This is a genomic window from Streptomyces sp. NPDC087270 (assembly GCF_044744625.1).
GTDB lineage: Bacteria > Actinomycetota > Actinomycetes > Streptomycetales > Streptomycetaceae > Actinacidiphila.
On the sequence record NZ_JBIUYR010000020.1, the window covers coordinates 164570 to 177302 of the forward strand.

Here is a 12733-nt window from a genome sequence, read left to right on the forward strand (position 1 = left end):
GGGACCCCGTCGGGCAGGACCCCGTCGCCGGAAGGTCCCGCCCCTGCCGGTCCCGCCCCGGCCGGTCCCGAGCTGACCGGTCCCGAGCTGACCGGCCGGCCGGTACCGCCCTACCGGCGGGAGTGCCCCGCCGCGGCGGCACTGCTCCCCGACGAGCGGCCGTTTCGCGTCTTCGGCACGCCGGCCGAGGCCGCGGCCGATCCCGCGCTGCTGTTGCGGCTGTACGGCGGGCTGGTCCGGGGTCGCAGGTTCAACACGCAGGCCACCGCGCTGACCCGGCAGGGCCGGCTGGCGGTGTATCCGTCGAGCACCGGTCAGGAGGCGTGCCAGGTGGCGGCGGCGGCCGTCCTGGCCGAGCGCGACTGGCTGTTCCCCAGCTACCGCGACTCGCTGGCCGTGGTCGCGCGCGGCGTGGACCCGGTGGAGGCCCTGACGCTGCTGCGCGGTGACCGGCACACGGGTTACGACCCGTACCGGCACCGTGTCGCGCCGCTGTGCACTCCGCTCGCGACGCAGTTGCCGCACGCCGTGGGTCTCGCGCACGCCGCCCGCCTCAAGGGCGACGACGTGGTGGCGCTCGCCCTCGTCGGCGACGGCGGCACCAGCGAGGGCGACTTCCACGAGGCCCTGAACTTCGCGGCCGTGTGGCGGGCGCCCGTGGTCTTCCTCGTCCAGAACAACGGCTTCGCGATCTCCGTACCGCTGGCGAAGCAGAGCGCCGCTCCGACGCTGGCGCACAAGGCCGTCGGGTACGGCATGCCGGGTCGGCTGGTCGACGGCAACGACGTGGCGGCCGTGCACGCGGTCCTCGCCGAGGCGGTGGAGCGGGCGCGCGGCGGCGGGGGCCCGACGCTCGTCGAGGCCGTCACGTACCGCGTGGAGGCGCACACGAACGCGGACGACCCGGCGCGGTACCGCGCGGACGACGAGGTGGCCGCGTGGCGCGCGTACGACCCGGTGGACCTGCTCGCGGGCGTGCTACGGGGCCGGGGCCTGCTGGACGACGCGGCGGCGGCTCGTGCCGCAGGAGAGGCGGAGGAGATGGCGGCGCGCCTGCGGGAGCGGATGAACGCGGACCCGGTGCTCGACCCGATGGACCTGTTCGGGCAGGTGTACGCGCGGCGGACCGGCCAGTTGGAGGAGCAGGCGCGGGGGCTGCGGGCGGAACTGGACGCGGCGGCGGAAGCGGCGGAAGCGGCGGAGACGGACGCGGCGGCGGAAGCGGCCGGCGTGCCGGGGCGGGGCGGCGCCCGATGACCGCGCTCGCCGAGCAGCCGGCCGCGCTCGCGGCCCGACCGGCCACGATGGCCCAGGCGTTGCGGCGCGCCCTGCGCGACGCGATGGCCGAGGACTCCTCGGTCCACGTGTTCGGTGAGGACGTCGGCACGCTCGGCGGCGTCTTCCGGATCACGGACGGCCTGGCGCAGGAGTTCGGCGACGACCGGTGCACGGACACGCCGCTCGCCGAGGCCGGCATCCTCGGCACGGCGGTCGGCATGGCCATGTACGGGCTGCGGCCGGTGGTGGAGATGCAGTTCGACGCCTTCGCCTACCCGTCGTTCGAGCAACTGGCGAGCCATGCCGCGAAGATGCGCAACCGTACCGGCGGCGCGATGCGGATGCCGCTGACCGTACGCATCCCCTACGGCGGCGGGATCGGCGGCGTCGAGCACCACAGCGACTCGTCGGAGGTCTACTACATGGCCACGCCGGGCCTGCACGTCGTCACCCCGGCGACCGTGGAGGACGCCTACGGGCTGCTGCGGGCCGCCATCGCCTCCGACGACCCGGTGGTGTTCCTGGAGCCGAAGCGGCTCTACTGGTCGAAGGCGCCGTGGTCGCCGGAGGCGCCGGCGGCCGTGGGACCGATCGGCCGGGCCGCGGTGCGGTGTTCGGGTTCCAGCGCCACGCTGATCACGTACGGGCCGAGCGTGCCGGTGTGCCTGGAGGCGGCGGAGGCGGCGCGCGCCGAGGGCTGGGACCTGGAGGTGGTGGACCTCAGGTCGCTGGTGCCCTTCGACGACGAGACGGTGGCGCGGTCGGTGCGGCGCACCGGGCGCGCGGTGGTGGTGCACGAGGCGGCGGGTTTCGCCGGTCCCGGCGGGGAGATCGCCGCGCGGGTGAGCGAGCGGTGCTTCCACCATCTGGAGGCGCCGGTGCTGCGGGTGACGGGGTTCGACATCCCGTATCCGCCGCCGATGCTGGAGCGGCACCATCTGCCCGGCGTGGACCGGGTGCTGGACGCGGTCGCCCGGCTCCAGTGGGAGGTGGAGCGCTGATGGCCCCCCGGGTGCGTGAGGTCCGGCTGCCCGATCTCGGCGAGGGGCTGACCGGGGCGGAGGTCGTGGGCTGGCTGGTGGCGGTCGGCGACGTCGTCGTGGTGGACCAGCCGGTGGTGGAGGTGGAGACGGCGAAGTCGCGGGTGGAGGTGCCCTGTCCGTACGGCGGGGTGGTGACGGCGTGCTTCGGTGAGGAGGGCAGCGAACTGCCGGTCGGGGCGCCGTTGCTGACGGTCGCCGTGGACGGGGAGAGCGCGGCGCCGGTGTCTGGCGAGGGGCCGCCGGCCGGGACCGCGCCCGGCCCGTCCGGCTCCCCGGACCCCGGGGCGGGCGCGAGCGGCTCGGGCAGCGTGCTGGTCGGATACGGTACGGCGGCGCCCTCCGCGCGCCGCCGCCGGGTGGTGGCCGGCGGCCCACGGGCCCACGGCGCCCCGCTGGACGCTGTACCCGTGCAGGGCGCGGGTACGGGTGCGCGGGGTCCGGCCGCGGCGAGCGGGCCGGCCCCGGTGGTGTCGCCGCTGGTGCGGCGGCTGGCGAGGCAAAGCGGCCTCGATCTGCGGCAGTTGGCCGGGAGCGGGTACCAGGGGCTGATCCTGCGGTCGGACGTGGAGCGGGCGATCGCACAGGGGACGGCGCGGGCCCCCGACCCGCGGCCCGCCTCGGGAGCGCCGGGCGCGCCCGTCCGTTCGGCTGAGGCGGAGGACGGTGTGCGGGTGCCGCTCAAGGGCGTACGGGGTGCGGTCGCGGCGAAGATGACCCGCAGCCGCCGGGAGATTCCCGAGGCGACCTGCTGGGTGGACGCGGACGCGACGGAGTTGATGGCGGCCCGCGCCGTGATGAACGAGGCGGGCGGGCCGAAGATCTCCGTGCTCGCGCTGCTCGCCCGCCTCTGCACGGCGGGGCTCGACCGGTTCCCCGAGCTGAACGCCAGGGTGGACACGGCGGCCCGGGAGATCGTGCGGCTGCCCGCCGTGCACCTCGGCTTCGCCGTACAGACCGACCGGGGCGCGGTCGTGCCGGTCGTGCGCGACGCGCACACCCGCAACGCCGAGTCGCTGACGCGGGAGTTCGCGCGCCTGACCGACCGTGCCCGGCGGGGGGCACTGGCGCCCGCCGAGGTGACCGGTGGCACCTTCACCCTCAACAACTACGGCGTCTTCGGCGTCGACGGGTCCACCCCGATCATCAACCACCCCGAGGCCGCCATGCTCGGCGTCGGCCGGATCGTGCCGAAACCGTGGGTGCACCAGGGCGAACTGGCGGTCCGCCAGGTCGTCCAGCTCTCCTTGACGTTCGACCACCGTGTCTGCGACGGCGGCGTGGCCGGCGGTTTCCTGCGCTACGTGGCCGACCGGGTCGAGCAGCCGGCGACAGCGCTGCGCACCCTCTGAGCGCACCCGCTGAGCGCATCGCTCAGGGCGCGCACCGAGCGCGGGCTCCGCCGTACGCGCGGAGCCCGCCGCGCCCGCGTCCGGCCGGCACCCCCACTCCGACGTCGACCGCACGCGGAGGGCCGCGGAGTACGCGCCGGGACCGGCTCCCGCGGTCCGGGACGCCTGCCCGTCCCTGCCCGGCTCCCGCGCCCGGACGATCCGGACGACCCGGACGACACGACGACGTGGACGACACGACGACGTGGACGGCGTAACGGTGGAGATCGCCGATAGCCGCGACCCGCCGCTCGGCCGGAGAGTGGGCGGCATGGAGCTGTCAGATCTGCACGCGGCGGTGGGCGACCCGTCGCTGGACTCGGTCACCTTCCTGAACGAGGTGGCCGACCGCTACCCGGACGCCGTGTCCTTCGCGGCGGGCCGCCCCTCGGAGGACTTCTTCCGCGTCGGCGACCTGGACCGCTACCTGCGGCGGTACTGCGCGTTCCTGGCATCGGAACGGGGCTTCGACGAGCGCCGGATCGTCCGCACCCTGTTCCAGTACGGACGGACCAAGGGCATCACGGCCGACCTGGTCGCCCGCCACCTGGCGGTCGACGAGGGCATCACGGCCGACCCGGAGTCCGTCGTCGTCACCGTCGGCGCCCAGGAGGCGATGCTGCTGGTCCTGCGCGCGCTGCGCCGGGACGGGCGGGACGTGGCGCTCGCGGTGTCACCGACCTACGCGGGTTTCACCGGCGCCGCGCGGCTGGTCGACATGCCGGTGGTGCCGGTGGCGTCGGGAGAGCGCGGCATCGACCTCGACGACCTGCGGGAGCGGCTGCGCGCGACGCGCGGCGAAGGGCTGCGGCCGCGCTGCCTGTACCTGGTACCGGACTTCTCCAACCCGACCGGCCTCTCCCTCGACATCCCGACCCGGCGCCGGCTCCTCGACGTGGCGGCGCGCGAGGACCTGCTGCTCCTGGAGGACAACCCCTACGGCCACTTCACCGGGCGCGGCGACCGGCTGCCCACGCTCAAGGCGCTCGACGAGGAGGCCCGCGTCATCTACCTCGGATCGTTCGCGAAGACGGCGTCGCCCGGCGTGCGGGTCGGCTTCGCCGTGGCCGACCAGCGGGTGACCGTACGGGGGCGGACCACCGGGTACCTGGCCGACGAACTGGCGAAGATCAAGAGCATGGTGACGGTCAACACCTCGCCGATCAGCCAGGCCCTCGTCGCGGGGCAGCTGCTGGAACACGACTTCAGCCTCTACGCGGCCAACGCGGAAGCCAGAGCGTCCTACCGGCGCAACCTGGACCTCGTCTGCGACGGCCTGCGGCAGCGCTTCCCGGCCGGCCAGGCCGGAGAGGTCCGCTGGAACGTGCCGACCGGAGGGTTCTTCGTGGTGCTCTCCGTGCCGTTCCGCGCCGACGACGAGATGCTCGAACACTCGGCGCGCGCCCACCGGGTGCTGTGGACCCCGATGGGGCACTTCTACCCGGAGCCCGGCGCGGGCGACCACCAACTGCGGTTGTCGTGCAGCCTGCTGACCCCCGCGGAGATCGGGACCGGCCTCGACCGGCTGGCGGATCTGGTCGCCGAGCAGACCCGGCCCGAGACCGCCGAGACCGCCGAGGTCGCCGAGACCGTCGAGACCGCCGAAGTCGTCAGGGCCGGACCGAGGGCCTGAGCCCGAGCGCACCCGACCGCGAGCGCACCCGACCGCGAGCGGTCCCCACGACCGACCTCCCATGAAGCCCACGGGCACGCGTCCGTGCCGCGGCGAGAGGAACCCCCACCGTGATCAGGAAGAGCGACCTTCAGAAGATCGTGACGGAAGCCCTGTCCATGCAGGCGTCAGGAGAGGTCGGCTACGACACCCCGCTCGCCATGGACTCCTTCTCGCTCGTCATGCTCCAGCACCTCCTGGAGGAACTCCACGGCATCGAACTCGAACCGGAGCCGGCCATCCTGCACGGATTCGCCTCGGTCCGGGAGATCCACCTCTACCTGGCCGAGAACTTCCCGGCCGACACCGAGGCACCCACGGCCGTGTGACCGAGGAGGCGCCCGCCGGACCCGGTCCGGCACCAACCGATCGGCAACCCGACGTCGAGGAGGAGTGAACCATGGCCACCCGAGCATGGTGGGGCGAGGAACTTCTGGACCGGGGGCCCGACAGCGCCCCGCTGGCCCGGCTCCGCGGGCGTCTCACCCGCGGCGGACTGCGCACCGGGGCACGGGAGTTGGCGGACCTCTTCCGCCGCCAGGGCATCGGCCCGGGGGCGTCCGTCGCGGTGTACGTGCCGCCCGGGTTCACCCTGATGCAGGCACTGGTCGGCCTGTGGTCCGTCGGCGCGCAGACCGTCCTGCTCGACGCGCGCACCCCCCTCGCCGAGCGGGAGCGGCTGGCCGCGCTGTGCGCGCCGCAGTTCCTGGTCGCCGCGGCGGGCCCGGGCGGCAGTGGCACCGGGCTCGTGGAGGAGAGCCCGCTCGTGGTCTCCGCCCGGCCCGGCGGCCGTCCCGCGGACGAGGACATCTGCCTGGTGCAGTTCAGTTCCGGGTCCACCGGCGTGCCCAAGGTGATCGGGCGCACCGGCCGCTCGCTGCGGGACGAACTCGAGCGCTACGCCTCCCTGGACGGCATGCCCGGCCAGGGCGAGCGCGTCCTCCTGCTGAACTCGCTCGTGCACACCGTGGGCCTCATCGGCGGGTTCCTGCACGCGCTCGGCTCGGGCGCGGAACTCGTGCTCCCGGCCGGCACCCGCATCGGCGCGGTCCTGGAGACCGCCCGGGACGCCGACGTGCACGCCGTCTTCGGCATCCCCTTCCACTTCGACCTGCTCTCGCGCGCCTCCGGCCCGCCCCCGCGGTCGCTGCGGGTCACCCTGTCGGCCGGTGAACCGCTCCCCGAGGCCGTCTACGACCGCTTCCTGGCGAAGTACGGCGTGCCCGTCGGACAGATCTACGGCATGACCGAGACGGGCATGCTGACCGGTGACCTGACCGGGTCCAGGAACCGCGCGCCGTGGGTCGGTTACCCGGCCGGCGACACCGTGGAACTCAGGTCCGTCGACGCGGAACTCCAGGTACGGGTCGACCGCTCGCCGTACCTGCGCGGTGACGCCGACCGCTACGCGGACGGCTGGCTGCGGACCCACGACCGGTGCGCGCTGGACGAGGAGACCGGTGCGCTGGCGATCCTGGGGCGGCTGGACTCCGTCGCCACGGTGGGCGGGATGAAGGTCGATCTGGCCGAGATCGAAGGGGTGTTGCGGGGTCATCCGGCGATCCAGGAGGCGGTCGTCGTCCACTGCGGCGCGATCGAGGCGTACGTCGGCGGCGAGGGGCTTCCGCCGTCCGAGGAGCTGATCCGCTGGTGCCGGCTGAACCTCGGCCCCTTCAAGGTCCCGAAGGCCGTCTTCAGAGCGACGGCCCTGCCCCGCAACAGGAGCGGGAAGATCCTCCGGAACAGGGACCTGCTCAGGTCCCACCCGTGGGAGTGATCCGCCATCGGCACGGGACGGGTACGGGAGCACGCCCGCAGCCGGCCCGTGGGCAACGCGCCTCACACGTCAGGAGCGACGGTATGAATGCCACGGAAGAGCGGATGGCCGCGGTGCTGTCCACCAGGTTCAAGGTCGAGCGGGGAGCGATCAGCCCGGAATCGGCGTTCGGGGCGCTCAGGTTCGACTCCCTGACCCTCGTCGAGCTGGGACTCGCCCTGGAGGACGAGTTCGGGGTCCCCATCGAGGACGGCGAGTTGACCGTATCGATGACCCTGCGCGACGCCGCCGAACTCGTCGAGACACGGGAGGCCGCGCTCTGATGGGCGCTCCGACGGGCGGGGGGAAGGCGTCGTTCGGGGCGGCGATCACCGGGCTCGGCCTGGTGACGCCGGCCGGCATCGGGGTCAAGGAGAACTGGGACCGGGTCACCTCGGGCCGGTCGTGCGCGACGGCGGACAAGCCGCTGGGCGGCCTCCCGGCCGGTGTCACCTGCCGGGTACCGGGTTTCGACGCCGACGCCCTCCTCGGGGGCTTCTCCGCGTGGGGGTTCGACCGGTTCGCGCAGCTGGCGATCGTCGCCTCCCGCCAGGCCCTGGCGGACGCGGGCTGGGACCCGGCGCGGTGGGACGGCACCCGGGTGGGTGTCGTGCTCGGCAACTCGCTCGGCGGGATGCAGTCCCTGGAACGCCAGCACACCGCACTGCTGGAGCGGGGACCACGCAAGGTCTCCCCGCTCACGATCCCGATGTTCATGGTGAACATGGTCGCCGGCCACGTCGCGATCGACATCGGCGCGAAGGGACCCAGCGAGGTCAGCGCCGCCGCGTGCGCCGCGGGCGGCACCGCGGTGGGTACCGCACGCGCACTCCTGCGGTCGGGCGTCTGCGACGTGGTGGTGGCCGGCGGCACCGAGTCCGCGCTGACCCCGCTGGTGCTGGCCGCGCTCGGCAAGATGGGCGCCCTGTCCGGGCGTACCGACGAACCCGGCCGCGCCTCCCGCCCGTTCGACGCGGGCCGGGACGGGTTCGTGGCCGCCGAGGGCGCGGGCGTCCTGGTCCTGGAGCGGACCGCGGACGCCAGGGCCCGGGGCGCGAGGGTGCACGCCGTGGTCCGCGGATACGGCAGCGCCTCGGACGCCCACCACCCCACCGCGCCCGACCCGAGCGGCCAGGGCATCGAGCGGGCACTGCGCGCCGCCCTGGCGGACGCCGGACTCGGGCCGTCCGACGTCGACCACGTCAACGCGCACGGCACGGCCACCGTGCTCAACGACGCGGCCGAGGGCCGGATGCTGCGCCGGGTGCTGGGCGACCGGCCCCTGGTCACGTCCACCAAAGGCGTCATCGGCCATACGCTGGGCGCGTGCGGCGCGATCGAGGCCGCCTACACCGCACTCGCCGTCGCCCACCACTGCGTGCCGCCCACCGCCAACCTCACGCGGCTCGACCCGGAAGTCGAGATCGACGTGGTGGGCGGAGCGCCCCGCAGCGCTCCGATCGACGTCGCCGTCAGCACCTCGATGGGGTTCGGCGGCCACAACGCGGCGCTCGTCCTGACGGCTTCCTGACCCGGCCCGCACCGGTGTCCCGCTTCCGTCAGCGGCGCGTGAAGTGCCCCACCGCGTCGAGGAGCAGGCCGACGTCCGCCGCGGAGTTGAACCAGTGGCAGGAGACCCTGATGCCGCCGACGCCGGCCGTGTACCGCACGCTCACCGCGACACCGGCCCCGCCCAGGTAGTGCATCAGGGCGGTGTCCGCCGTGCTCGTGCCCAGGGTGAACGTGACGATCCCGGAGCGGTACCGCCGGCGGCGCGGCGTGACGACGACCATGCCCAGGCGGTCCAGCCCGGCGAGCAGACGGTCGGTGAGCGCCACGATGTGGTCGGCCATCACCGCGGGCCCGACCTCGATCACCAGGTCCAGCGCGGAGGCCAGCGCGATGCCGCCGGGGTAGTTCGCGGTGCCGCCGATCTCCCAGGCCCGGGCGTCGCCGGTGTACGTGAAGTCCTGGAACGGGCTGATGTCGGGACGCAGGAACGCCTTGCCCCAGGTGTCGGCGGGCGGCACGGCCGCGAAGAAGCCGGACATCGGGCGGTTCAGCCGCTCACGGATCTCGGGCGCCAGGTAGAGGAACCCGGTTCCGAAGGGGGAGTTGAGCCACTTGTGCCCGCTGCACACCAGCACGTCCACCGGTGTCGCCGACACGTCGAGCGGAAGCGCGCCGACGTGCTGGGCGGCGTCGACCACCAGCCAGATCCCACGGCTGCGGCACATCTCGGACACGGCGGCCAGGTCCGCCCGGAACCCGTTCGTCCACTGCACCGAACTCAGCGCGAGAACCGCCACGTCGTCGTCGAGACAGGCCCGCAGCACGTCGACCGAGACCTCGCCCGCGGTGTGCGGGACCCGGCGCACGCCGATGCCGCCGCGCGCCAACTGCGACCAGGTGACGCCCATCTGGATGTATTCGAGGTCCGCGAGCGCCACGGCGTCCCCGGGCTTGAGCGGTAACGCCTGGGCGGCGATCGACAGACCGTGGGTGGCGCTCTCGACGAGCGCGATGTCCTGCGGCTGCGCGCCGATGAGGCGGGCCGCACGTGGCCGGGCCGCGTCCCGCGCCGTGTTCAGCTCGCCGTGGTGGGCCGTGCCCGAATCCGCCGGAATCCACTGGGTCCGCTCGGTGAAATGGGTGACGGCGTCCACCGCGCGCTGCGAGGCCACCCCGATGCACGCGGCGTCCAGATACGCGCGTTCCCTCGTCAACGGGAACTGCGTCGCGGCCATCTTCGACAGTTCATCCTGGATGGCCGTCATGTGCTGGTGCCCTTCTGTGAACCGTCCTGGTCCGCGGAGTTCGGCGGTTCCCGGCTCCAGAATCCAGAAAACCGCCGGTCGGAGCATCCGTGGTGTCCACAGTTACGTGCCCGCCGCCCCGCGATCCCCCCGCCACCGGCCGGCGTACCGCGCGGATCGGCCGCACGGCGGCCCGAACGACCCCCGGCGGTCGGGTGATCACGCCCGTAACGGCGGCGAACGCTGATACCGCGGGACCGACGCGGCACCGGAAGGTGGGGGGAACACCGTCGAGCGGTTGGGATGGATGGCGTGGACCGATCTGGTGAGGGGCTCCTCAAGCTGACCGCCGCCCAGGAGGGCATGTGGTTCGCGCAGCACCTGGCGCCGGGAAACCCGGCCTACCGATGCGCGGAGATCCTGGAGATCCACGCCCCGATCGACGTCGACCTGTTCCAGCGCGCCGCGGAACAACTCCACGAGGAGAACGAGTCGGGCCGGTTGCAGGTCACCCGGACCCCGGAGGGCCTGCGGCAGTTCCCCGGTTCCGGACAGCCGCCGCGGGTGAGGGACGTCAGCGACGAGGCCGACCCCTGGGGCGCCGTACGGGCCTGGACGCACACCGAACTGGCCCGCCGGGTCGACCTGGAGCGCGACCCGCACAGCACCACGGTCCTGTTCCGCGCCGCCCCCGACCACTTCTACTGGACGCAGGTGTTCCACCACGCGCTCCAGGACGGCCACGGCACCACGCTGACCGCGCGCCGGATGGCGGAGATCTACACCGCGCTGGCCGAGGGCGGCTCCTCCGGCACGGGCCGGCCCCTGCCCCCGTACCGGCAACTGGTGGCGGCGGACGAGGCGTACCGGAGCTCCGAGCAGTACGCCCAGGACCGCGGGTTCTGGCGCGAGCGACTGGCCGACCTGCCCGCCCCCGTCACCCTCGCCGGCCGGTCCGCGCCCGCGTCCCCCGCGAACCTGCGGCACACCGTGGACCTCTCCGCCGACCGGTCCGCCCGCCTGCGGGGAGCGACCCGGCGTCTCGGGGTGCACTGGCCCGCGCTGGCGATCGCGGCCACCGCGGTCTACCTGCACCTGGCGACAGGTGCCAAGGACGTGGTCCTGGGCGTGCCGGTCACCGGCCGCGTGGCGGAGGAGACCCGGTCGGTTCCCGGCATGATGGCGAACATCCTGCCGCTGCGCCTCACGGTGGACCCGGAGCGGAGCCTGCGCGCGTTCGTCCTGGAGACCCGGACGGCCGTCAGCGCCGCCCTGCGCCACCAGCGCTACCGGATGGAGCAGATGCGGCGGGACCGCGGCCTCACGCACGTGGACGAGCCCTTGTACGGCCCCCATGTGAACATCCAGCCGGCCGCGTCCGACATCACGTTCGCCGGCTGCCGGACCACCGCGCACAACGTCGCCAACGTTCCCGTCGAGGACCTGGCGTTCGTCGTACACGACCGCAGGTCGGACGGCATGCACCTCCACGTGGACGCGAACCCCGCGCTGTACCGCGCCGACGAGGTCGCGCTGCACGCCGAGCGGTTCGCGCGGTTCCTGGACGACCTCGCCACGCTGGACCCGGACCGCCCGCTCGGCGACGTCGAGTTGCTGGGGGAGGCCGAGCGGCGTCGCGTGCTGGTGGAGTGGAACGACACCGCGTGCGAGTCGCCGGTGGGCACGGTGCCGGGACTCTTCGCCGCGCAGGTGGCCCGCACCCCCGAGGCGGTGGCGGTGGCGTCCGGAGCGGAGCGGCTGTCGTACCGGGAACTGGACGAGCGGTCCGACCGGCTCGCGCGCGTGCTGGCCGACCACGAGGTGGGGCCGGAGTCACCGGTGGCGGTGCTGATGGAGCGTTCCGCCGAGCTGGTGGTCGTGTTGCTGGCGGTGCTGAAGGCGGGGGGCGCGTACGTGCCGCTGGACGCGCGGGCCCCGGCGGAGCGGCTGCGGCGGCTGCTCGCGGAGACCGGCGCCGGTGTGCTGCTGGTCGACGCCGCCGCCGGCGGGGGCGGCTTCGCGCGGGACGCGGCCGCCTCGGGTGTCCGCGTGGTCGAGGCCGGACCCGCTTCGACAGGTGACGGTTCGGCGCTGCCGGTCCGCTGCGTCCCGGACCAGTTGGCGTACATCATGTACACGTCCGGATCGACCGGTGTGCCGAAGGGGATCGCCGTCACCCATCAGAATGTGGTGGATCTCGCGAGTGACGCGTGCTGGCGCCATGAGGAGCCGCTGCGGGTGCTGTTCCGGTCGCCCCACTCCTTCGACTCCTCGACGTACGAGTTGTGGGCGCCGCTGCTGGGTGGTGGCCAGGTGGTGTTGGCGCCGGAGGAGCGGTTCGACGCGGGGGTGTTGCGGTCGTTGATCGCGCGGTACGCGTTGACGCATGTGCATGTGACGGCGGGGCTGTTCCGGGTGGTGGCGGAGGAGGACCCGGCGGCGTTCGCCGGCGTGGTCGAGGTCAGCACGGGTGGCGACGTCGTCCCCGCCGCCGCCGCGCGCCGCGTACTGGAAGCCGCACCGGGAATCACCGTACGGAACACCTATGGTCCGACGGAGATGACGTTGTGTTCGGTGCAGGTGGCTTTTGATGGTCCGGGTGGGGTGGGTCGGGTGTTGCCGATCGGGCGGCCTATGGACAATACGCGGGTGTATGTGTTGGACGATGGTTTGCGGTTGGTTCCTGTGGGTGTGGTGGGGGAGTTGTATCTGGCGGGTGCGGGGATGGCGCGGGGTTATGTGGGGCGGGCGGGTTTGACCGGGGAGCGGTTTGTGGCGAG

At 73.8% G+C, this 12733-nt stretch carries 10 protein-coding genes; 9 read left to right on the forward strand and 1 reads right to left on the reverse strand.

Going from position 1 to position 12733, the window contains the following annotated elements; all coding sequences use genetic code 11:
• Positions 1–72 precede the first annotated feature (72 nt).
• The 8 genes from ACIPAE_RS32530 to ACIPAE_RS32565 all read left to right on the forward strand — a co-directional run bounded on the left by ACIPAE_RS32530 (position 73) and on the right by ACIPAE_RS32565 (position 8728).
• Positions 73–1257 (forward strand): thiamine pyrophosphate-dependent dehydrogenase E1 component subunit alpha, encoded by a 1185-nt coding sequence (locus ACIPAE_RS32530; RefSeq protein WP_402450220.1) that lies wholly within the window; start codon positions 73–75, stop codon positions 1255–1257.
• Positions 1254–2279 (forward strand): alpha-ketoacid dehydrogenase subunit beta, encoded by a 1026-nt coding sequence (locus tag ACIPAE_RS32535; RefSeq protein ID WP_329361917.1) that lies wholly within the window; start codon positions 1254–1256, stop codon positions 2277–2279. The genes ACIPAE_RS32530 and ACIPAE_RS32535 overlap by 4 nt, the downstream gene beginning before the upstream one ends.
• Positions 2279–3670, forward strand: coding sequence for a dihydrolipoamide acetyltransferase family protein (locus ACIPAE_RS32540; protein WP_402450197.1), 1392 nt, complete (start codon positions 2279–2281; stop codon positions 3668–3670). Before ACIPAE_RS32535 ends, ACIPAE_RS32540 begins: the two co-directional genes overlap by 1 nt.
• Positions 3671–3980: 310 nt before the next feature.
• Positions 3981–5342, forward strand: a complete 1362-nt coding sequence (locus ACIPAE_RS32545; protein WP_402450199.1) for a PLP-dependent aminotransferase family protein — start codon at positions 3981–3983, stop codon at positions 5340–5342.
• A gap of 110 nt (positions 5343–5452) precedes the next feature.
• Positions 5453–5710, forward strand: a complete 258-nt coding sequence (locus ACIPAE_RS32550; protein ID WP_329361911.1) for a hypothetical protein — start codon at positions 5453–5455, stop codon at positions 5708–5710.
• A 71-nt stretch (positions 5711–5781) separates the two neighbouring features.
• On the forward strand, positions 5782–7158 hold the full coding sequence (locus ACIPAE_RS32555) for a class I adenylate-forming enzyme family protein (protein WP_402450201.1): 1377 nt from the start codon (positions 5782–5784) through the stop codon (positions 7156–7158).
• Between the two features lie 83 nt (positions 7159–7241).
• Positions 7242–7481, forward strand: coding sequence for an acyl carrier protein (locus ACIPAE_RS32560; RefSeq protein ID WP_329361906.1), 240 nt, complete (start codon positions 7242–7244; stop codon positions 7479–7481).
• Entirely contained in the window at positions 7481–8728 is a 1248-nt protein-coding gene (locus ACIPAE_RS32565) for a beta-ketoacyl-[acyl-carrier-protein] synthase family protein (protein WP_402450203.1), read from the forward strand. The genes ACIPAE_RS32560 and ACIPAE_RS32565 overlap by 1 nt, the downstream gene beginning before the upstream one ends.
• A 28-nt stretch (positions 8729–8756) precedes the next feature.
• Here the strand turns inward: ACIPAE_RS32565 and ACIPAE_RS32570 are convergent, their stop codons facing one another.
• Positions 8757–9974 carry an aminotransferase class V-fold PLP-dependent enzyme gene (locus tag ACIPAE_RS32570; protein WP_329361902.1) on the reverse strand — a complete coding sequence of 406 codons (1218 nt, stop codon included), beginning with the start codon at positions 9972–9974 and terminating at the stop codon, positions 8757–8759.
• Positions 9975–10265: 291 nt separating this feature from the next.
• Between ACIPAE_RS32570 and ACIPAE_RS32575 the strand changes: the two genes are divergently transcribed.
• On the forward strand, positions 10266–12733 hold a 2468-nt coding region (locus ACIPAE_RS32575; protein WP_402450206.1), incomplete at its 3' end, for an AMP-binding protein.